Origin of the sequence: Paenibacillus sp. XY044 (assembly GCF_002257645.1) — a bacterium.
GTDB lineage: Bacteria > Bacillota > Bacilli > Paenibacillales > Paenibacillaceae > Paenibacillus_AQ.
Window position 1 is genome coordinate 1,689,818 of record NZ_NQMO01000001.1, and the last position, 22,291, is coordinate 1,712,108.

The 22,291-nt window shown below is 52.8% G+C and carries 20 protein-coding genes; 14 read left to right on the top strand and 6 right to left on the bottom strand.

What is annotated here, in order from left to right; genetic code table 11:
- Positions 1–168: 168 nt before the first annotated feature.
- Entirely contained in the window at positions 169–558 is a 390-nt protein-coding gene (locus CJP46_RS07630; protein ID WP_094594934.1) for a MerR family transcriptional regulator, read from the top strand.
- Positions 559–729: 171 nt separating this feature from the next.
- On the opposite strand, the gene CJP46_RS07635 is transcribed toward CJP46_RS07630, so the two are convergent.
- On the bottom strand, positions 730–1,320 hold the full coding sequence (locus CJP46_RS07635) for a CGNR zinc finger domain-containing protein (protein WP_094594935.1): 591 nt from the start codon (positions 1,318–1,320) through the stop codon (positions 730–732).
- A 134-nt stretch (positions 1,321–1,454) separates the two neighbouring features.
- On the opposite strand from CJP46_RS07635, the gene CJP46_RS07640 reads away from it, so the two are divergent.
- Positions 1,455–1,868 (top strand): nuclear transport factor 2 family protein, encoded by a 414-nt coding sequence (locus CJP46_RS07640; RefSeq protein ID WP_094594936.1) that lies wholly within the window; start codon positions 1,455–1,457, stop codon positions 1,866–1,868.
- Between the two features lie 75 nt (positions 1,869–1,943).
- Here CJP46_RS07640 and CJP46_RS07645 read toward each other — a convergent pair whose 3' ends face one another.
- The 4 genes from CJP46_RS07645 to CJP46_RS07660 form a co-directional block, all read right to left on the bottom strand.
- Positions 1,944–2,321, bottom strand: coding sequence for a hypothetical protein (locus CJP46_RS07645; RefSeq protein WP_094594937.1), 378 nt, complete (start codon positions 2,319–2,321; stop codon positions 1,944–1,946).
- A 272-nt stretch (positions 2,322–2,593) separates the two neighbouring features.
- Complete coding sequence (gene cstA / locus CJP46_RS07650; RefSeq protein ID WP_094594938.1) at positions 2,594–4,387, bottom strand: carbon starvation protein CstA; 1,794 nt, start codon at positions 4,385–4,387, stop codon at positions 2,594–2,596.
- A 254-nt stretch (positions 4,388–4,641) separates the two neighbouring features.
- Positions 4,642–5,379 carry a LytR/AlgR family response regulator transcription factor gene (locus CJP46_RS07655; RefSeq protein WP_094594939.1) on the bottom strand — a complete coding sequence of 246 codons (738 nt, stop codon included), beginning with the start codon at positions 5,377–5,379 and terminating at the stop codon, positions 4,642–4,644.
- Positions 5,372–7,144 carry a sensor histidine kinase gene (locus CJP46_RS07660; protein ID WP_094594940.1) on the bottom strand — a complete coding sequence of 591 codons (1,773 nt, stop codon included), beginning with the start codon at positions 7,142–7,144 and terminating at the stop codon, positions 5,372–5,374. The genes CJP46_RS07655 and CJP46_RS07660 overlap by 8 nt, the downstream gene beginning before the upstream one ends.
- Positions 7,145–7,469: 325 nt before the next feature.
- On the opposite strand from CJP46_RS07660, the gene CJP46_RS36470 reads away from it, so the two are divergent.
- Complete coding sequence (locus CJP46_RS36470; RefSeq protein ID WP_179281066.1) at positions 7,470–7,607, top strand: hypothetical protein; 138 nt, start codon at positions 7,470–7,472, stop codon at positions 7,605–7,607.
- A 273-nt stretch (positions 7,608–7,880) separates the two neighbouring features.
- Here the strand turns inward: CJP46_RS36470 and CJP46_RS07665 are convergent, their stop codons facing one another.
- The gene (locus CJP46_RS07665; protein ID WP_179281067.1) at positions 7,881–8,120 is read right to left on the bottom strand and encodes a hypothetical protein; all 240 of its coding nucleotides are present in this window, start codon (positions 8,118–8,120) and stop codon (positions 7,881–7,883) included.
- Between the two features lie 297 nt (positions 8,121–8,417).
- On the opposite strand from CJP46_RS07665, the gene CJP46_RS07675 reads away from it, so the two are divergent.
- From CJP46_RS07675 to CJP46_RS07730, 11 genes are all read left to right on the top strand, one after another.
- Positions 8,418–10,205, top strand: a complete 1,788-nt coding sequence (locus tag CJP46_RS07675; protein ID WP_094594943.1) for an SgrR family transcriptional regulator — start codon at positions 8,418–8,420, stop codon at positions 10,203–10,205.
- Positions 10,206–10,379: 174 nt separating this feature from the next.
- Positions 10,380–11,219, top strand: coding sequence for a helix-turn-helix domain-containing protein (locus CJP46_RS07680; RefSeq protein ID WP_094594944.1), 840 nt, complete (start codon positions 10,380–10,382; stop codon positions 11,217–11,219).
- A 254-nt stretch (positions 11,220–11,473) separates the two neighbouring features.
- On the top strand, positions 11,474–13,447 hold the full coding sequence (locus CJP46_RS07685) for an ABC transporter substrate-binding protein (RefSeq protein WP_094594945.1): 1,974 nt from the start codon (positions 11,474–11,476) through the stop codon (positions 13,445–13,447).
- Positions 13,448–13,486: 39 nt separating this feature from the next.
- On the top strand, positions 13,487–14,488 hold the full coding sequence (locus tag CJP46_RS07690) for an ABC transporter permease (protein WP_094594946.1): 1,002 nt from the start codon (positions 13,487–13,489) through the stop codon (positions 14,486–14,488).
- A gap of 3 nt (positions 14,489–14,491) precedes the next feature.
- A complete protein-coding gene (locus CJP46_RS07695; RefSeq protein WP_094594947.1) occupies positions 14,492–15,346 on the top strand; it encodes an ABC transporter permease in 855 nt (284 codons plus the stop codon).
- A gap of 24 nt (positions 15,347–15,370) precedes the next feature.
- Positions 15,371–16,369, top strand: coding sequence for an ABC transporter ATP-binding protein (locus tag CJP46_RS07700; RefSeq protein ID WP_094594948.1), 999 nt, complete (start codon positions 15,371–15,373; stop codon positions 16,367–16,369).
- On the top strand, positions 16,366–17,478 hold the full coding sequence (locus tag CJP46_RS07705) for an oligopeptide/dipeptide ABC transporter ATP-binding protein (protein WP_218831022.1): 1,113 nt from the start codon (positions 16,366–16,368) through the stop codon (positions 17,476–17,478). The genes CJP46_RS07700 and CJP46_RS07705 overlap by 4 nt, the downstream gene beginning before the upstream one ends.
- Positions 17,478–17,717 carry a hypothetical protein gene (locus CJP46_RS07710; RefSeq protein ID WP_094594949.1) on the top strand — a complete coding sequence of 80 codons (240 nt, stop codon included), beginning with the start codon at positions 17,478–17,480 and terminating at the stop codon, positions 17,715–17,717. Before CJP46_RS07705 ends, CJP46_RS07710 begins: the two co-directional genes overlap by 1 nt.
- A gap of 832 nt (positions 17,718–18,549) precedes the next feature.
- The gene (locus tag CJP46_RS07720) at positions 18,550–20,721 is read left to right on the top strand and encodes a PrsW family glutamic-type intramembrane protease (protein WP_094594951.1); all 2,172 of its coding nucleotides are present in this window, start codon (positions 18,550–18,552) and stop codon (positions 20,719–20,721) included.
- Position 20,722: 1 nt separating this feature from the next.
- Positions 20,723–21,052 (top strand): hypothetical protein, encoded by a 330-nt coding sequence (locus CJP46_RS07725; RefSeq protein ID WP_094594952.1) that lies wholly within the window; start codon positions 20,723–20,725, stop codon positions 21,050–21,052.
- Between the two features lie 118 nt (positions 21,053–21,170).
- The gene (locus CJP46_RS07730) at positions 21,171–22,202 is read left to right on the top strand and encodes a phosphotransferase enzyme family protein (RefSeq protein WP_094594953.1); all 1,032 of its coding nucleotides are present in this window, start codon (positions 21,171–21,173) and stop codon (positions 22,200–22,202) included.
- Positions 22,203–22,291 lie beyond the last annotated feature (89 nt).

Here is a 22,291-nt window from a genome sequence, read left to right on the forward strand (position 1 = left end):
AATTTTATTTATTACGTTTATATTTAATATCATTAATAACATTTCCGATTCCTGCCATTCACAGCAGTTCATTGCAATTTATTTCTTTTCAATTCATTACGACTCACTCAGCCCTTGACTTGGAGTCAGCTCCAGCGTTTACAATACGGAAGAAAGGCGGTGATTTCTATGTATACCATTCGGGAAGCTTCCACAATGACTGGATTTAGCCTGGACACACTGCGTTATTATGAAAAAATGGGACTGATCCAACCGGCTTCGCGTGGAACAGGTGGTGTCAGGAGCTATAGCGATGCAAATGTTCACCAAATTTTATCGATCAAATGCTTAAAGCAAAGCGGTTTATCACTGGAAGATATTAAGGAGTTTATTGCTGATGGGCAGTGCTTCAAAACACGGGAAACGTTGGACGATGAGCAGGTGAGTTTAATTCAGAGTCGGATGTCCATTTTGTCGGCCCAATTGAACCGATTGGAGGAGCAGCGGCAGGCACTGGACCAGACGATCGCCGAAGCACAGACCAAATTGGGTTATTATGAAAAGCTTCTGCAAACCTAATGAAGATAACATCTTTAACATTTAATCCAAACTTCCGGATTCTAGAGATCCCTATAGGGTGCCTTAGAACCTGCGCGGATTTTTGGTTAACATAATATATATTATGTATCTTGAACCTTTTAGAGTGTGCCTAGGAAGAAGCTTCGTCATGAGAAAAGTGCTGTTTCTTGCTCACGTTTCTTGATTGTGGTCTTTTTTCGCCTGATTTCGCGCCACTTTGATTCGGTTTCCGCAAATCTTCATAGAGCACCATTTCCGTCGTCCAGAATGGTCAATATAGATCAGGACGCATTCGGGATTGGAACACCGGTGAAGATACGTTAATTCTCCAGTTTCCAGCAGCCGCAGCGCGTCCAGGGCGACAAGGGACAGAACCGCATCTTCATCGGACCCCACGGGAACAGGGACCAGTCTGCCGGCAATGAATTGATAGGACAAAGGGGCCTTGGCAATACTTGCTTCCATGAGTTGGATCCATGGGCGGGTGACTTCTTGGCCGTCAGCCAGCCGCTCGTACATGTCTCTGATGGCTCCCCGAAAATCTCTAACTTTATTCAGCGCTTTTTCCGTTATCTTCCATGCGCCAAGCTTGCGTGAGGGGAAGCTTTCCTGCATATTCAACGCTTCAAGCCAAGCGGTTAGGTCCTCCGGGCGGACCAGCAGATCATGTCGGATACCTCTGCGAACTAGCTCAGTATTGACCAAATCCAGTGAAGGATGGCCGGAAAGCAGCGGAAATGAGCCCGAGTTTTTTAATGTCATGAAGTTTTTCCTCCAACCGGCGATATAATAAACTAACCTAATAATAATAGATTGACAGGTTAATGAAAAGTACATAATATACTAACCATAACAACTACATTTTTGTGGTTAGTTCTTATGATGAGGTGAGGTCCATGTCTATTGTTATTAAACCCCCTTTTAACCACGAGTCGGCATTAGCCAAGGTAAAAGCTGCCGAGAATGCTTGGAATACAAAAAATCCGGATCTGGTAGCGGAGGCTTACTCTCCCGATTCGGAATGGAGGAATCGCACCGAGTTCTTTAAGGGAAGAGAGGCAATTCGGGCTTTTTTAAAACGGAAGTGGGAGAAAGAACTGGATTACAAGCTGATGAAGGAACTCTGGTGTTACACGGACAACCGCATTTCAGTGCGTTTCGAGTATGAATGGCGGGATGCAGAAACGGGGCAGTGGATGAGAACCCATGGGAATGAGCATTGGGAGTTTGATGAAGAAGGACTGATGCGAAGACGGGATATGAGCGCTAACGACTATCCGATACAGGAAACGGAACGCAGGTACCGATAATTATCTTGATACAAGCAGCAAGGGCATCCTCCTGAATGATGGACGCCCTTGCACAAAGTTAAAGTTATTTATAAGTTAACGATCCATACCTTTAATGTTAAGCGAAATCGAGTTTTCGTGAGGATGTTCCAGTGCTTTTCTGTTAAGCAACAGGTCTTGCAGGTAGAATGATATTTTGGAGTCCAGTTCTTTGATAATGAGTGTCCTCATGGCTTCAATGTCCTCCAGCGCGCAGAAGGTATGGTTTGAGATCAGCCCATTCGAATAAGCTTTGGTATCGTCCTGAATGACGCCGAGCTTTTCTTTATAGATCCTTTTGACGCAGGCATCTTCCGATTTGATTTCGTAATAACGTCCGGTTTCCTTCAGGAGCTTCCATTCCTTGACGCAAACGACAAGCTGATCCTTATGCACAATGCCGGACACTTTAAATAAACGGATCGAGTTGTTCATGTAGTTAATTACTTCCTTCTTCCTGTAATATCATGATTCATGCACGGCCACCGAATGACCGCTATACATATTATCATCCCTTGATATTGGAAGCAAATGCTAATTATTGGCTTGACTGTCGTGGAATCTGTTTCGGGAAAAGCCGCAAAGTGCTGTATGGAGGCCTTGCGGCTTGTCGCTATGCCAGTGATAAATATTGTATTAAAAATATTCATCCATTGGAAACGAGTGCGAATAACCGAATGATCCACGGCTGAGTATAAACAGGCGAATCAAGGAATCAAACTTCCCTGGTGTAACGACGGTGAGCTTAACAGCTCCATCCATTTCTTGATGGCCGTAATTAAAATAATGACGCCCAGGATAAGCATGATGATCGAAAGCACGCCATTGAGGACGTTGTATCCCGAAGCTTCCGGATTCAAATACACGTGGCGAACCATCCAATAGCCTGCGTAGTTAACCGTGACATAAAGATACGCCAGCGGAACGATACAAGTCAGTGCATAGATCGGCTTATCCGCGATTTTTAAAATAACGGTTGCTCCGATAATCAAGCCGATGGAGGCCATAAGCTGATTGGAGACACCGAACAAGGCCCACACTGAGCTGATATCGCCGGAGAATAGCAAATATCCCCACATGAAGCAGGCGAGTGCACTCGCAAATATATTGCCGGGCAGCCAATCGGTCCGCTTCAGCGGTTTATAGAGCTCGCCGAAGAAGTCCTGGATCAGATAACGGGAGACGCGGGTCCCGGAATCGATAGCCGTCAGAATGAACACCGCCTCAAACATGATGACGAACTGGAAAAAGAACGGTGCCAGATGGCTGAACCACGGAATTTTCGTGAAAATATACGACATGCCGACGGCGAGCGTCACCGCGCCTCCGGTACGGCCTTCCAGATCCATGCCGATTTCTTTACTGAGCTGCGGCAGGTTTTCCACATGCATGCCAAGCGTTTGGAACACGGCCGGCGCGGAATTGATGGCGAAGTAGTCGGCGGGGTGCAGCGCAGTGGCGGCGATCAGCGCCATGATGCCAACCACGCATTCAACGAGCATCGCTCCGAAGCCAATGACTTTAATATCGGTCCATTGGTTGATCATTTTCGGCGTCGTTCCGGAGCCGACAAACGCATGAAAACCGGAAATGGCGCCGCAAGCAATCGTAATCGAGATGAATGGCCAGACGGGACCCGCGATGACCGGACCCCCGCCGCCGGTGAACTCGGTAAAAGCCGGAAACCGGATCACCGGATTAATGATGAACACGCCGGCAATAAGGGCGACGAAAACGCCGATTTTCATGAAACTGCTCAGATAGTCCCGCGGGGCCAGCAACAGCCAGACCGGAAGCGCCGCCGCAAAAAAGGCGTAAATCGGCAAAATCACGGCCAGCGTCTTGGCATCCAGAGTCAGCCACTGGGCGATGGCCGTTTCCTGAATATAAGGACCGGCAAATACGCCGATCATCAGCAGAATAAAGCCTGCGGTGGTCGCAGTCTTTAGCTTGCCGGTTTTTTTGTAATACAGGCCGACGCCCATGGCGATCGGAATCGTAATGCCGACGGCAAAGGTACCCCATGGGTTGTTCTCGAGCGCATGCAGCACGACCATGGACAAGCCCGCCATCGTAATAATGATGATGAACAGCATCGCCAAGCCGGTGCAGAAGCCGGCAATTGGTCCGAGCTCCTCCTTCGCGACTTCGGACAGCGACTTGCCCTGTTTGCGCATGGATGCATACAGGACAACCGCATCATGAACCGCGCCGCCGATCACGGCTCCGATCAGGAGCCACAGCAGACCGGGCAGATAGCCGAACTGTGCGGCCAGAATCGGTCCGACCAGCGGTCCCGCGGCCGCGATCGCGGCGAAGTGATGGCCGAAGGTGACCCATTTGTTCGTCGGCACGTAGTCCTTACCGTCTGCGAGTTCGTGGGCGGGCGTAGGCATGCTGTTGCTGAGCTTCAGCACTTTGGCGGCCATGAACGTCCCATACAGGCGGTAGGCGATCATAAGAATGCAGATGGATGCAATAACAATTGTAACCGCATTCATTTTTGGAGTTCCTCCTTTAAGCACACCTCGCGTGATAAGGGTGAATGGATTTTATCCGTACTGTACCTGATGAAAATCTATTTATGGTGTTTTCACGCTGAAAAGCCGGAATGAGAGGATGAACGGCAAAAAGAATGCGGCGAATGGCAGGCCGATGTTTCGGATGAACCATCCCGCCAGATACGTCATGAATGTGACTGAACAGGCATCTGCCGCCGATAAGGCTTGAACTCAGAACTGTAGTTGATCCTCGATTACAATCCGAGCAGCTGCTTAAGTTCCTTGGTGAAGGACCGGCTGACTGGAACCTTGGAACCGTCTTTCATGACGAGGATACATGCGGAGTTGAACCACGGCTGAATTTCGGTGACTGCGTTCAAATTCGCCAGGTATGACCGGTGCACCCGGACGACGGAAGTTCCGGCCAGCCGGCGCTCCAGATTGACCAGCGGCTCATTCAGCTTATACCGGTCGGCAGTCGTAACCAGCTCGCTCTTACCGTCCTCGGATCCCAAATAAACGATGTTATCGATATCGATGAGCAGGATCCTCTCTTCCGCGGTGACTGCCAGTTTGCCTGTACGATCGGGCCCAAGCGGGGGAGAAGGGGCTGCCTTTTTCTCGCGGGCTGAGTGCAGCTTCACGACTTTGTCGACGGTTTTCCGTACCCGATCTTCCTCAAACGGCTTAAGAATATAGTCCAGCGCATTCACCTCGAATGCCTGCAGCGCATATTCATCGTAAGCCGTGGCAAAAACGATATCCGGGACTTGTTCCAGTCCGGAGAGCTGCTTGGCCAGTTCCAGGCCGTTATCCTCCGCCAGCTGGATGTCGAGAAACACGACGTCCGGGGCCAGCTCCGTAATCGACTGCAGTGCCGTTCCCAGCGAATCGGCCTCTCCAATGATATGAACCTGTCTGGTGCGGCCAAGCAAATAAGCCAATTCGTCCCGGGCGAGCGGCTCATCGTCGACAATGTATCCTCTAAGCATGCATTTCCCTCCTATGTGCAAGATGCAAAGGCAGCGTGATCACGACTCGAGTTCCTGGGGTACGGGGATCGCTATCGATTCGGATCGAACCCTCGCAGCCGTAGATTTCCCCGATCCGCTTACGGATGTTATGAAGCGCCGTGCCAGTCCCGTCTTCGGAATGTACCGTTTGTTCACCAAGCCGGTCCAGCAGCTTCGGCGGGATCCCTTTGCCGTTGTCCGCCGTGACAATAATGACCTCATCGCCTTGCTGACTCGCGGCAATACATACGTTCCCTTTATGCTGTGAACCGAGTCCCTGGAAGGCATGACGCACGGCGTTTTCGACCAGGGGCTGCAGCGTGAACGGCGGAATATCCAAATCGGCCAGCTCCGGTTCGATATCGAATTTCATCTCGAACTTGTCGGGAAAGCGTGCCTTTTCCAGCGTCAAGTAGGCTTCCACATGCCTCAGCTCCTGGCTGAGCGGAATAAGGATCTGCCGTGCACCCTGAAGGTTGCTGCGGAAAAAGATTCCGAGCTGAATGAGCAGCTCCCGTGCCTTGTCCGGGTCGGTCCGGCATAGTGCTGAAATCGTATTGATCGCATTGAACAGGAAATGGGGATGCACCTGCGCCTGAAGCGCTTTTACTTCAGCGTCCTTCAGCAGTCTGCTCTGCATTTCGGCCTCGGCCAGCTCAAGCTGTGTGGAGAACAAGCGTCCAAGGCCTTCCGCCATTTCCCGCTGCACCCGATCCAGCCGATCTGAGTTCGTATAGTAGAGCTTCAGCGTCCCGACGGTGCCGCTCCGCACCTGCAGCGGAAGCACGATCGCAGCCTGCAGGCTGCAGCCCTCGTGGAAGCATTGAATGTCTTCCTTGGACGTTGCGACGGACATCCGTCCCTGTTCCAGTACGGACCGGGTAAGCTGGGTCGCCAGGCTGTGGAGCGCTACATGATGGTCTGAGCCTGCACCCACATGGGTAAGCACCCGCTCCCGATCCGTAATCGAGATCGCATCTGCATCGGTGGCTTCCAGGATGACGCTCGCCGCTTCCCGGCACGATGCCGGGTTCAAACCCTGGCGGAAAAAGGGCAGCGTCCGGTCGGCAATATGAAGAACCTGGTTCGTCTGTAGGGCGCGCGTACGCTCCTCCTCTTGCAGGATGGACTGAATGATCAGCATAAACATGAGGGTGCCGAACCCGTTCATGACGATCATCGGCAGGCCGATGACCGAAACCAACTGCGCCGCAGCGTCAAAGGGGCGGGCTATCAGCAGAATGATCCCCATCTGTACGCATTCCATCAAGATCCCGATGGCAACCGCACGCCATGGCGCGCGGGCATCGGATCTGCGGAATCGCCTCCCGATCCAGCCGGTCACCACGCCCGCAAGAATGGTGGATATGGAGCAGGCAGCAGCGGTATAACCACCAAGTGTTAGCCGATGCACGCCGGCTATCAGCCCGGCACCTAGTCCAACGAGCGGTCCGCCAAGCAATCCGCCGATGGCGACGCCCATAATCCGCGTATTAGCCAGCGCGCTGTCGACTTGCACGCCTGCCTGCCATATTTCGGAGCCGATGACGCCTCCTTGAATTTCTACTCCGGTATAGTTACTGATCATGCCGAATACGCCAAAAATGACGATCAGCAGCAGCTTGGCAGGAAGTCGATCCTCATGATGAAGCGTCTGGCGGAATGACGGCATTCTTGACAGCAGAAAGGCGACGATAATCAAGATGCCGACTCTTTCCAGCATAAGCGGCAGTAAATAGAACATGTCAGTATCATCCTCCGCAATCGTTTCGTTGTTCGTTGAATTACCCGCGGAGCTAGTATAATCGGAAATTGCAGCGTTTACAATCGGTCGCTTATTTCGACAGATTGCCGCAATCACTTAACAGCATGAACGACATGGAAGGACATACGTGGATGTCGAACTCCTGAACATTTTGCGATTACCCAAGAAATAATTTTGGTTCGGTGCGTGGATTTCCCGGGTATGGGACGGGTCTCATTGGAGCTAATTACAATCATCCCTCCCGTAATTTTTCACAAGGTGAACCATGACATTTATAAACCTGCGGCGTTAAGTATTGTGTACGATGTCTAATCCATGGGCCTGCGGGACAGCCGGCGGCGATCAGCACATTTATGATGCAGACGATCCGTCCGATCAGTTCCATCGGCGTGGATTCCTGGCGGAAGGGACGGTGTTAATGGTCTCGAACAAACCGTATTAGGAAGAGACCCAGGCACAGAAGCAGGGCAGAATCCAAAGCATGGAACAGAATCACGGTAAAGGCAGTGCACAGGTGGATTAGCAATTAACGGTTCGATGGCAAAAATACGTTTCATGCGAGGGATCAGAATACTGCCGGCTAATCCGCCTCCCCGGCCAGCGGAAAGAACGAATCCCCATTCGCTGTTCGAGAGCTCCAAATGATCTTTGGCATAAAAAATGATCGCCGTATCCAACATGCTGGAAGTACATTTGGCGAAGATCACAATGATGCTTAACGTCCACAGCAACCGATTGCGGCAGAGCTCGGACAAACCTTCTTGAAGGTCATTAGCAGAAATCCGGCTGTATAGAACAACCAGATCGGCGAATGACCGGTTTCCAGGGAAATGAACAGGATGATGAAGAGGATTCCCTGCAGCATGATGGCCGTCATCGGCTGTGTCTTTTTGCCGGCCAGATCCACTAATACGCCTATAAACATGGCGCGGCAGCAGAATGGGGAGATCATCAATTCCGCGCATCATAGACATAACGAGCGAAGATTATGTAAGATCATACATAGGAGGGCAGCGCCAGTCCATACCATTTTCCACCAGAGCCGTGATGGCGCCGGATTACAGAAGCATCATAGGATCTATGTTCCGCAAGACAGTAGGCGCTCGGACCTTGCTGGGCTCTGCCGTTAACATGTTTCAAGACCTCCTCTTTACGTTTGATACAAGTCAAATTATAATTTTGGAAAAGGCGAAGGAAAAGGAGAAACAATGTATCGGTTTCTTCACCTTTTTAGCGAAGGAGGGGAATTCATGTGGACGTTGTCCATTACTACAATAAACTGAATCAACACTTTGCTTCCGAGACCAGAGGCTCTTCGATCCAGGTAACCATGCAGGAACTGGAGGACATTTGGGAATGCACGCGGCGAAATGCACAGCTGCTCGTTCAGAAAATGAGGGAGCTGGGGCTTATTGATTGGCAGAGCGGATTGGGCCGGGGTAATACGTCGCGGCTCGTCCTTGTCGCTGACGCACAGGAGCTGTTGCTGGATAAAGCGAAGGAACTTGCCTTGAAAGGAAATGTCGGCGAGGCGTTCGGGCTGCTGCATGAGCATACGGATCCCCTGACCGAAACCCAATTTTCCGATTGGCTGGCCGGGCAGTTTGGTGCGCAGAAGGCTTCCGACCATAAGGACATTCTCCGGTTCCCGTTTTACCGGCCGGTGCCCGATCTGGAGCCGCTGTTCGTCATTCGCCGCACGGAGACTCACTTGATTCGACAGATTTTGAACACGCTGGTGGAGTTCGACACGACCGGTCAAGTGATCAAGCCGGGGCTCGCCCATTACTGGGAGTCGGATCGCGGGTACACCGAATGGACCTTTTATCTGCGTAAAGGAGTGATGTTTCATCACGGGAAGGCGATGACGGCCGAAGACGTTCAGTTTACGTTCCAGCGCTTTGGGCAGCTGAATCCAGCGGACTGGTTCATGGCGAATGTGGAAAGGGTCGAGGTCCTCAGCGATATCAGCGTGCGTTTTCACCTAAGCGAACCTAACGCCCTTTTTCTGCAACTACTGGCATCAGAACGCTTCTCCATCGTACCTAAGGATCTGGAACGCATTGCGGCGACCCGGGATATTCGGCGGATGCCGGTAGGTACAGGCCCATTTGTCGTCAAGGAAAACACCGATAACGGCATCATCCTCGAAGCGAACGAGCGGTATTACCAAGGCCGGCCGATGATGGACCGCATTGAGATATGGGTTTGGCCGAACTATTTGGAGCATCTGAAGCCCGACAGACTTCAGGAACGTGACACGCAGGTGCTCTATTTTGAAGCGGCGGGTAAGAAGAAAACGGGCTCTTTGCTGACCCGGCTCGAAGAGGGCAGTACCTATCTGACTTTTAATCTGTCGAGGGACGGAATTCTTCATGACGTTAAGCTTCGGGAGGCGATCCACTCAGCCCTCAATCGCGAACAGATGGTCAAGGAGCTGGGAGGAAGGAGAGAAAAGCCATCCTCGGGCTTTAATCCGTATGACCATGACGAGGCGTACGGGCGGGGCGAGGATTTGATGCTCGCGAGAGTCTCCCTGGCGGATTCCGCCTACCGCGGAGAAACCTTGACCCTATACACCTACGAAATGACCAGCAACGAGCTGGATACCGAATGGATCCGGCGGGCTTGCGAAGATATCGGGGTGAATGTGGAAGTCCATGTGATGCCGATCCGTGAGCTTACGAATCCGTCCGTCATTGAACAAGCCGATATGATCTATGCCGGAGAAGTGCTCGGTAACGAACCGTCCGTGTCATTGATCGAAATGTATCGCTCCCATTACGGATATATCCGCAACCACCTGGACGCAGCCGCCAGGGGTGAGGTAGACCAGGCATTGTCCGAGGTACTGGCTGAACCGGATTACACGGTCAGAAGGATTTTGCTGAGACGAATTGAGGATCGGTTAAAGAGAGACCTTCATCTGTTATTTGTGTACCACAGCATCCACATCGTCGGACATGATCAATCCTTAGGCGGCATCACCCTGGATACCTGGGGCAAAATCAATTACAAAGATGTGTGGGTCAAGCGCTGAGGGTGCAGGAGCGTGCAAGGAAAGACGGACGTCAATGCATGAAGAGGCCTCTTTTTGATGGTTAACGGGGGCCATTCGTCCCCATACTTCCGTCTGACATACAGTCTTTGGGGTATGTGTTATCGTAAGGCTACCGTCTCAACCAATTTCATTTGAAAAGGATAGGGATCGCTGATGGATATCGGATTTATGGACTGCATCGCGAACTTTCATACAAATCCGAGCGACAAGGATAACAAGGAAGGAATATTTCAATCCCATTCCCACCTATCCGCCGAAATCACCTTCCTTGTGAGGGGAGAGGGCTATTATGCTGCAGGGGAACAGAACGTTGAAGTACTTCCTGGGGATCTTCTGTTAATTCCGGCGGATCTGAAGCACAGCTACGTCTGCATCAAAGCTTGGCAAGGTTATTCGCTGCACATCTATGATCAGAACCTTCCCCCTTACAGCCAATATTTGATGTCGCATGCGTTTTCGCAGCGGCCGGGTCCGATCCTGAAGGCGTCATTGACCCCCGGAGCCGCGGAGCGCGCGCTAGCCGCCATGCGCCAGATCGAGGAAGAATGCGGACGGGAAGAGAAGACCGAATATTCCTATGATCTGCTCCGCAACGCTCTGGAAACACTGCTGCTGGCTTACCATACAGGAACCTGCGACAAGGTGGCGGAAGTCCCCTCGGAGCATCCGGAGGAGCAAATGATCCAGGACGCGTTGAAGGAAATTCACCAAAATTACCACACGTCGCTGAAGGTGTCGGATTTAGCGGCAAACCATTATTTGTCGGAAAGCATTTTTCGCAAAAAGTTTACCGACCGCATCGGCATGTCACCCAAGCAGTATATTATTTCCCTGCGGATTGACGAGGCCAAGCGGCTGCTGCACACATCGCGTAAGCCCGTTGAATTCATCGCCTCCGAAGTCGGCTTCAGCTCGTCCAGCCGTTTTCACGACTTGTTCGTCAAGCATGTGGGCATGACGCCGATGGAATGGAGGCGCAGCAGCGAAAGTTAATGCTGTGAATAAGCGCGGAAGGTCCTTGTCCAAAGGGCCTTTTTGCTGTTTAAAGGGGCTGTGCCAGCCACCTTCTGGAATCTGGTAGAGAATGACTATAAAAATTTTCGACCGTCGAAAACGAAACGATTCTATCCATTTTCAGGAGAGTATGTAAGCGTTTTTATGAACTTGATTTTAGAATCGTTCGCTATAATAGGGAATACTCCGGGAGCCACTCTTCCGGAGAAGATAACCTAGACGGGAGGAACTGCATGAACCTCTTGAGCGGACGCAAAAGATTATCAGGCCTTTGTTTAAGCATTGTGCTCGGAGCCGTAATGATCGTCTCAGGCTGCGGCACCTCAGCTCCCGGCCTGGTGGACCGGCTCAGCGCCGGCGAAGTAAAAGATATGCAGCAGCCGATACCGGATGCGCAGATCAAGTACAACAAGGACAAGATTTTCCACGTCTTGGGCGGATGGCCCAAGCCCCCGCTGTACCAAGGTAACCCTTTCGGCTCCGGAGGAACCGGGGATACCAACAACCGCTACATGTTTGAAGGCCTCTTCTTCTTTATCCGGTCGATGAACAATGTGTATAACCGGCTGGCGGAATCCTCCGAGGATACCGAGCAAACGACGACCGTACACCTGCATCAGAACGTAAAGTGGCATGACGGAGCCCCTTTTACCAGCAAAGATGTATGGGCGTACTACCGGCTGAACAACGGGGCCGAAGTGACGAAGTATTTGACTTCGATCGAAACCCCCGATGACTACACGATTGTTTTTCACTGGATGAACCCTGCACCGTATCCTGAACTCAGAAAGCTGCTCCTCGCCCAAGATCTCCAGGGCCAAGTTCCTTACCACATCTACAAGAAATACGTGGATAAGGCCGACGCTTTGCTGAAAGAAGCGAAACCGCTTACAGACAAGTCCAAGGATGGACCGTTTAACTTGGATATCACCGATGAGCTAAGCAAAAAAATCGCCCTGAACTGGAATGAATTCACCCGTGCGGGCCCGAAAATTCCGGTCGGCACCGGACCTTATAAGTTTGAAAAAGTGACGACAACCGATATGCTGTTGGATAAGTTCGAAGATTACTGGAGACCTGATGCGGTCCATTTTGACAAGATCTGGATCAAAAACGTGCCAGAGCTCTCGGCCCAATACGCTCTCGTGAAGGCCGGCAAGCTCGACTGGTATGACGGCACCCCGCCGAAGGACATCCTGGAATCGCTGCTGAAACAGAACAAAGATCTGGTTCACTACCGGATGTATGATCCGGCGAGCGTGGGCCTGATGTACAACATCCGGAACAAGCCGTTTGACAACCTCAAGTTCCGGCAGGCACTGACCTATGTGCTGGATAAGAAAAAGCTGCGTGAAATCGGAAACTTTTATGGCCAGGAATACCCGAAAATTTCGATGACGGGCATTATGCCTTCATCGCTGGACCAGGAAGTCGACAAATCCGTGCTCGATCAGATGACTGACTACACGACGAATCTGGATAAGGCGGCCGAGCTGCTGAAAGAAATCGGCTGGACGAAGGGATCCGACGGCTTATGGCACGATCCTGAAGGCAAAGTGCCATCCTTCATCATCGGTGCGCCGAACAACTGGGCACCGGGCGTGAACTCGGCGCAGATCGCCGCAGAACAGTTTACCAAATTCGGCATTCCGACCAAGCTGAAGGCGGTGGACAGCACCATCTACTTCTCGAACGCCGATAAGGGACAATACGACATGTCCATGGACTGGGTAGACGTGTCTTGGGGCTTCCAAAATCCATGGAGTTCCATGCGGGTGCTGTTCTGGCAGGGAACGAAAACGAAGGTCGGCTTCCCGAACGTCAAGAAAAAGGACGCGGACGGAAATGAAGTCGATACCGGCAAACTCGATCTGAAGCTGAAGGGCATCGACGGCAAAGAATACGATATCGACCAGGAAATGAAACGGTTCCCTTACGTTCAGGATGAACAGGAACGCCGCAAAATTATCGACAACCTGGCCTGGATCGCTAACGAAAACTGCTGGGGCGTGAACTTTTTCCAGAACGCCACGGGCGCCTGGATGAATACAAAAACGATGTCCGGGGACTTCCCGATGATGGACCAAATCGTTCAATACAACCGGGATATGCCGCTCGCTACCGATCCGGATGAGCAGCTGGCCATCACCCACTTGAATCACGGCTTCAACTCAACGTATATGCCGGAAGAGTATTGGCCGAGATAACGGCCGCACGAGCCGGATAAACACTTGGAGGTGACAGGAATGAGCCTGAAAGGGGTTTTAAAAAGAATCGGAGTTTCCCTGATCACGGTCTTCCTCGCGATGCTGCTTACGTTTTTCCTGCTGCGGATGACGCCCGGCAATGCGATCGATACGTGGGCGAGAGACTTTGCCACCCAGCGGGGAATGAGTCTCGAGGAAGCGTACCGCCAGATTACGGCCATGATCAATTACAATCCGAAGGAGCCGATCTTCACCCAGCTCGGACGGTACTTGGGAGGACTGCTGCACGGCAATCTGGGCATGTCCATGATTTATCAGAACGTTTCGGTGAACGAAATTATCGCCAACGCGCTGCCTTGGACGCTGTTTGTGCTCAGCGTGTCGCTCGTCATTAGCTTCCTGATCGGCATCAACCTGGGTGCCATGATGGCGTTCAAGCGCAAGACGGTCTTGGATCCGATCATTTCGATCTATGCGATCCTGACGTCTTCGGTACCCAACTTTATTGTCGGCATCCTGCTGCTAGTTATTTTTGCCTTTCAATTCGGCTGGTTCCCAGTTAACGGGGCGTATGACCCGATCGTGGAGCCCGGCTTCAACCTTCCATTCATCCTAAACGTGCTGTATCACGGCGCGCTGCCGATTCTGACTTACGTCATTACGACGATCGGCACATGGGCACTGACGATGAAGGGGAGCGCGGTCAACGTGCTGGGTGAGGATTACATCGTCGCCGCCAGTATCCGCGGGGTCTCCGAACGGACGCTGATGAGCCGTTACGTCAAGCGTAATGCCATGCTGCCGCTGATTACGACGCTGGCCGTCAATTTCGGGTTCATGCTCGGCGGATCGCCTCTGATCGAAAATGTGTTCAGTTATCCCGGTATGGGCTATTATATCGGGCAAGCAACACAGCAGCGCGACTATACTTTGATGCAGGGCTTGCTGCTCGTGACCAGCATAGCGGTCATTCTGGCCAACCTGGCCTCGGACCTCATTTACGCCAAGCTGGATCCGCGCGTCAAGCTGGAGGAGGGCTGACGGATGAGTCAAGGCTTTATCGATTTCTGGCAGACGATGTACCGCAACAAGAAGGCGTTCTCAGGTTTGATCATTCTGGCAATATTCATTTTTATGGCCATTTTCGGCCCCATGATGGCGTCGCTGGATATGACCGTCAATTTCGACGGCCGATACATGAGCCCGTCCTTCGCCCACTGGCTGGGTACCGACTACGGCGGCAGGGATACGTTCCTGCAGCTGGTGTATGGTTCGCGGGACGTATTATCGATCGGACTATTCGCCGCATTGTTTACGCTGGTACTCGGGTTCGTGATCGGAGCGGTATCCGGCTTTGCCGGAGGCAAAACCGACACGGTGCTGATGTTCATCACCAACCTGTTCCTGACCGTTCCCAGTTTTCCCGTGCTGATGATCGTGGCCGCGCTCGTGCAGATCAAAAATCCGGTCATGTTCTCCTTTATTCTGGCGGCATGGTCCTGGGCGCCGCTTGCCAGGGCGATCCGGTCGCAGCTGCTGTCGCTGAAAAACCGCGAATTTATTATCGCCTGCCGGATTATGGGCCTTAAAACGCCCTATATCTTGTTCCGGGAAATTCTCCCGAACCTGACGCCATACCTGGCGATCAACTTTATTATGGCGGCCCAAGGGGCCATCGTTGCCAGCGTCGGTTTGATGATGCTCGGCCTCGCTCCGTATTCCCCGACCAACTGGGGGATGATGATCCAGCTGGCCGTTCAGAACACGGGCGGCATCTTCAACCCCAAGGGCTATATCTATCTGATCTCGCCGATCATGTGCCTGGGGCTGTTCCAAATGGCCTGCATCTTTTTCAGCAACGGGCTGGAAGAGGCGCTGAATCCGAGACTGAGATCGTAGGGGCCGGCGATGAAGGAGGAGAAAATGATGGAACCATTAGTGGAAGTGAGGGGGCTGACAATCGAGTTCCCGATGCGCGCAGGGCTGCTGCGGGCCGTCAATGAAGCGGATTTTGTCATCCCCAAGGGACAGATTACCGCGCTGGTCGGGGAGAGCGGAAGCGGAAAATCCACGATGGCATCCGCCATCATGCGGGCGATTTCAGTCCCTGGACGCGTGTCGGCAGGTACGATTACGTTTGATGGCCGCGATGTGATGAGCCTGAGCAAAAAAGAGCTGCAGGCGTATAAATGGGAACAAGTGTCGATGGTGTTCCAAGCGGCACAGAACGCGCTTAATCCGGTCGTCCGGATCAAAGATCAGATCATCGAGACATTCCGGGCCCATTCCAAATCGTATACGGAGAAGCAGATGGTTGATAAAGCGCGGAATCTGCTCGACTATGTCCGGCTTGATCCGGACCGGGTGCTGAATTCGTTCCCCCATGAGCTCTCTGGCGGGATGAAGCAGCGGGTTATGATCGCCTTCAGCCTGCTGCTCGATCCGCAGCTCGTCATCCTCGATGAGCCTACGACTGCGCTGGACGTGATTACGCAGGCTTATATTTTCGATATTTTGAAAAAAATCCACAAAGACATGAATATCACCATGCTGCTCATGACCCACGATATCGGCGTCGTTGCCAAAGCCGCCGACCGGGTCGGCGTCATGTACGCAGGTAACGTCGTCGAAGCCGGCGACGTGTACGATATGTTCAAGCGGCCGAAGCACCCCTATACCGCGAAGCTCATGAAGGCTGTTCCGAGCTTGTATGAAGATGTATCGGAACGGAAGGGAATCCCCGGATCTCCGCCGGATCTGCTCAATATGCCGCCGGGATGTCCGTTTCACCCGCGATGCGAATATGCGCATGCAAAATGCAAGGAACAGAATCCGATCAAGGTGTATACGCCCGCTGGGCATGAAGTCGCTTGTCATTTATACCCGAATCCCGAGTCGGTAGCGGAGGTGCGTACGTCATGAATGCCAGAAATATCGAATTTGAGGTGGAGCCTAGACAGCGACTGCGGGAAGCGTCCAGAACGGAGAGTCCCGAAGTACTGATGCGGCTCGATAACGTGAGCATGTATTTTGAGCGGAGCCAGGGCATGTTTGGTCCTCCCCAGAAAGTCGGCGCCGTCGTCGATGTCAGCCTGGATATCCACCCCGGCGAAATCATTGCTCTGGTTGGCGAGAGCGGATGCGGAAAAACGACCCTTGGCAGCATCATCACGGGCCTGCAGAAGCCGACTTCAGGCAAGGTGCTGTACAAGGGGCAGGAGGTGCCGAAGCTAAGCGGCGAGAAGGCGAACCAATTCCGCGGCGACGTTCAACTGGTACAGCAGGATTCCTACGCCGCGCTGAACCCGATGCGGACCATTTACCAATCGCTGTCCGCCCCCATCCTACAGCGCAAAATCGTCCGCGGGCGCAAGGCGGCCCGGGCGCGGGTCGTCGAGCTGCTGCAGACCGTCGGCCTGACGCCGCCGGAACGCTTCCTCGATAAATATCCGCATCAGCTGTCAGGCGGCCAGCGTCAGCGGATCCTCATGGCCCGCGCCATCTCGCTGAATCCGAAGATCATCGTAGCCGACGAGCCCGTCTCCATGATCGACGTGTCGCTGCGGATCTCGATCCTGAACCTGATGGCGGAGCTGAACCGCAAGCTGGACATCGCCATCATCTATATCACGCACGATCTGGCGACGGCCCGCTACATTGCCGGCAGAGGCCGCATGGCCGTCATGTACCTCGGACGCGTGATGGAGCTTGGCGGCGTCAACGATGTTCTCAGCCAGCCGAAGCATCCGTATCTGCAGGCGCTGCTGTCCGCCGTTCCGACGCCCGATCCCGAAATCGCCAAGGCGATGGCGGAGCTGCCGCTGCGCAGCCTGGAGATGCCGAACGCGGCCAAACCGCCTTCAGGCTGCCGCTTCCATCCGCGCTGCCCGATGGCTACGGACCGGTGCTCCTCGGAAGAGCCCCAGCTCCGTTTGGTGGGCTCCGAGGAAACGGCATGTCATTACGCGGAGGAGGCGCATGAGCTGTGGCAGCGCAAGATGGCTGACATCGGCGCCATAAAAAGCGTGTGATGGGCGACTTCGGAGCACTGTCCAGAATCGTACTCTCGATGTCGCTAGTGCTGCTGCTGCTCTGTTTCGTATCGCTAACGGCGGTGCAGCCTGGCACCGGGCCGTATGTCGTCGTTGTTCTATCGGTCTGGATTAATATCATTCTCTCCGGATGCATTATTCTCGTTTCCGTCTTACGGAAAATGCGGGATGCCAAGCGCCGCCGATTGGAGGAAGCGCAGGAGCCGAAAGGGAAATAACACCCGCGATTTCCGTGTGAACTCATGATCTTTAATGGGATGAAATAATTGTAGAATCACTGAAAAAAAGCACGGTTCCTGCTATGGGAACGTGCTTTTCGGTTTCTTTAGCACTATGTTAACGGAAGAGAAGAATACATTTCATATAATTAATAATATTAATAATATATAACATTAATTATAAAGAATTATGGGGAAAAGTTGTCCCGCTTCTGTAGGTTGATATCAAGAAGCTGTTTGAATGATCCTGAGTCGTATCCGCGTCCAATCGATGAAATTTATATTTCACGTATGATTAAACTTCGTAACCCTTCCCCGTGCATTCGCGTTGTTATAAAACACACATGCAAGCTGTTGCGGGAAGGAACCGGAGATTCGAGTCCGTTATACGAATGGATTACGTTTGTCCGTCACACGGATGCGTGGTCCGTCCCCTTATCCGGAACAGTCTTCTCAGAAGACTGTTCCGTCCGCGGAAAAGCTTCGTGATGTCCGAACGGCCGAACCGATATATCGTTTCGTGAAGGATGATTATCTGTTTGTGTTGTACGGCAACGTTTCTGATCAGGTTATCACAGGTACCGTCCTGCAGCTCGTCAGCCAAGCGTGAATAGGGGCGGTGGGATTTTAGGAGCTATGCACCACTCTTGCCGGTTTGCCGCGTCCATTTGGCTGTCCTTAGTCCCCTTGAAGGGGGAAAATAGTCCAGTTTTGGTTTGTATCCCCATATTCACTGCCCAATCCAGGCCGAATATAAGGTATATTGAGAGGAAGCGGATCCCATATCTTCGCAATTCTTGTCAGGACAGCCCCACAGTATCAGGCGGATGCCATGAAGGAGGAGATTGAAACGGATACGATCTGGAACATCCGAAACGGAATTAGGGATATCGCCGAAGGGATTTATCGATGGGTACAGGAAACGCTCCGGCGTCTACCCTGGCTCAAAACCTTATATACGATTTGGTGCTGGATATCCCTGCTATTTTTTATCCTGGGCCTGTTCCTGTACCGGGATTCACGCACGATGCTCGTTCAGTATTTATGGTCCTTTTATGTCATGCTGCAGTTCTGGTTTCTTTGCCGGAGCAAGACGTTTACCTGGAAGCAGGCGGCCATGTTTATGCTGATGGGCATTTTCCTGGTCATCCCGGTCACGGCGCTGACGCTGCTCGCGGCTCACGGCTTGTTTGGCGGGAATACTCGGGACACTTGGTCCCAGGCCGTCCTGACGCCGATCTTCGAGGAAGTGTGGAAGCTGCTGCCGCTCGGCTTATTTCTGCTCTTTTCACGCCGCGCCTCTTCCATGAGCCTTACCGATTATACGCTTGCCGGGGCCGGGGCGGGCGTGGGCTTTCAATTGATGGAAGAGCTGACGCGCCGCTGGCTGAATTCCGGCATTATCGGGCGGACGTACGGTTACAGTGTGACGATGCTTGGAGGGGAAACCATCCATTGGGATTTTTTGACGCTGTTCCCCGGACGGTTTGAAGAAAGCATCTTTCCGACCATTATGTCGGTCAGTCATCCCGTACATACCGGCATGGTCGCCCTGGGGCTAGGTTTGGCCGTGCGGTATCGGAAGCGGTTGAGCGCCGCCATCTTCATTCTGCCTGCACTGCTGCTTGTGTGGTCGATCATCGATCATGCCGCCTATAACGGGCAGGGATCCTTGCCGGACTGGTTTATGAAGATCAGCGACCTGACCGGCAGCGGATACCGGACGAAAGGCGTTTTCCTCCTGATGTTTACGATTGGGCTTATTCTGGATTACGTCTCGTTGAATCGCGTGAAAAGCCGGCTGCCGAGAATGGAGGGCGAAGGATGGATCAACCCGGTGTCGGAGCTGTGGTATATGCTGGAGGCTCTTTTGACCCGCAGGGAACGACTCGCAAGCGTGATGTCCTGGACCCGGGAACGCAGGGAAATGGGCTTTTCTCTACTTTTCGGCAATCAGGAAGCCATTACGATCCAGGGTGACCTGCAGGCGAGGATGCTGAAGCATTTCCGTGCTGCCGCAGGCGTAACCGCGATCGTTCTCGTGGTCGCCGGGCTGGCGGGCTTCGCTGCTTATTTCCAGGCGCATGTTCATCCAGCCGATCCGGCATGCTTCTCGTGCATGTTCGATTCGCTGCAGAACTGGTGGGACCGCCTCGGTTTCTGGGAAAAGAGTGCCATCGTGCTCGGGGCATTTGCCTTGTCCTTGATGTTCGTCAGCTTCTGGCCCGCGCTTGGCATCGCCTTAACGGCAGCGAGTATTCCGGCGAGCGGCCACGAAATCGCCAAGGACATCCGCGATCCGAAGCGGATGCTTACCCCCGAGAACGTCATCTCCACGCTGGTCGCGCTGGCGCTGAGCCGTGTTCCGTTCGGCAGGCTGGCCGAACGCTTCGGGAAGAAAGGCGCCAGCAGGCTGAAGGATTGGCTGGAGAAGCTGCTCAAACGGCGAAAGGAGCCGAAACCGGATCCTGAGCTGCCCAAGAGGCCGCATAAGCCGGATGGGGAGGATCCTCCGCCAAAGAAAGAGAAAGATCCCGAGGATCAGCCGCCGAAGAACGATGCAGACGATTACGTGCATTGGAGCAAAGCGAAGTACCGTGGGGTGGAGCTGTATGACAGCCGGAACGGGCCGCTTGGGGAGTTCGACGGCATTGACCTGGAGAGAGGCATATACTATGAGGCCAAATCGGCCAAGGGGTTGGACCGCATCCATCCGAAAACGGGCAAACCGCAGCAGACGCCGCAGGAGTTTACAGATAAGGCACTGTACAAAAAAACGAAGGTACGGATCAACAACCTGGAGAAGGCAGTCGGAACACGGCCGACGCCGGATGGAACGAAGGAAATCCCGACGCTGGAGCAAATCAAGGGAATCCGGCATTTCGAGTTTCAGCTGGACGGGGATTCACCGGCTCTGCGGGCGGCCGCGGAGAACAGCTTGAACAAGCTGCGCCAGGAGTTTCCGGATCATACATTCAACATTCGATTTGGGGTGGTGGAATAACATGTCGATTAGCGCAATTATCGTGGACCCGGAGGACGAGTTTGAACGTTCGTTTATGCTTCCGGTGGCGACGGAATCCTTTTTCCAGAAATATTGGGTTCCGGCGGTGGAAGAGCTGAATTTGCAGTGGACTTCGCTTTTTCAGTATGGTACGGACGTAGAGTCGGAGGACATCCCGGCTATCTTAGGAGAAGTGTCCCAGCTCAAGGAATGGGCCCGCACCCACGTGCATGGGGACGACCTCGACCACATGTTACGCAGACTGGAGCTGCTGGAGACGGAACTGCCGAAAGCATATAGGCGCGGCGGTGTCGTCGTCTATATCGGTTAGCTTCGGTGAACAAGAGATTATTTTAAAAATTCATATGAGGTGATTGCGATCAAGTCCGGAGAACTCAGACACCGGGCTTGATTGTTTTTATCCGGACTTGGAGAGGAAGGGGAGCGGTGTGAAGCATCCTTATCGAATGGACGAAAAAGCATTTATGCATCACCTGAACGAAGCTTACGGGATCGCTGCCCGGAGGATTGATTTCATCCCTTATGGGGATTCGGCTTATTCTTACCGGGTAGATGGAGAAAACGGGACACGATACTACCTGAAACTGTTTGACCATAGCAATGACAGCCACCGCCAAGGGATCATTCGCTGCTCCCGTTATCTGCCGCTTACCTGGGAATTGCACCAAACGGGCCGCTTTCGAGAGTTATCTTGTCCACACCGGACTTTAAGCGGCGATTTTCTGCTTACCCTCTCCGATTGTACCGCAGCGCTGTTTCATTTTATCGAAGGAGAGACATGGGCTGAGGCCTACCCTTTCTCCAAACAACAACTGGAGCGGGTTGGACGGCTGGCGGCGCGCATTCGGCAGTTGACCCCGTGGACATCGTCTTCCTGCCTATTGAGTGAAGCGTATGATATATCCTTTTCTGAAAATTTGATGGAATGCCTGCTGCTGCTTAAGTCTCCCCAGACCGGTGATAACTCCGCTCGCCATGTGCTTCGGGAACTTGTCATTCCGCAACAAGCGCGCATCACCGAGCTGATGTATCAGATTACAGGGATTCGCGATTCTCTCATTTTTGATCCGGTTCCCAAAGTGCTATGCCATGGTGATCTGTGGGGAGGGAATTTGATGGAGACCCCTGACAGGCGGCTGTTCGTCCTGGACTGGGAGGCGGCCATTCTTGCACCCCCGGAGCTGGACATCGTGGGATATATCGGAGACGGACTGAGTCATTTCCTCTCTGCGTATGAGCAGGAGCTTGGGCAGCAGGTGGGGCTGAATCCGGATCTGCTGCGATTTTATGCCTACCGCCATCACTTGAGAAACCTGACCCATTGGTGCATGAATATTCTCCATCGCGACCTCGAGCCGGATCAGCTGGATAATGACCTTGAAATGGTCCGGCATCACTGCTTGAACCGATTGGATACGGTAGAGGTTTCGCTGCGGGATGTGGCGGATAGAAATATTTAGGGGCAGGCTGTTATTTTTATAGCGAAAACATGCGAAAATCACAGCTACGGCAAGAAATTAATAGATTACCGCCATTGTAAGCGTTGACA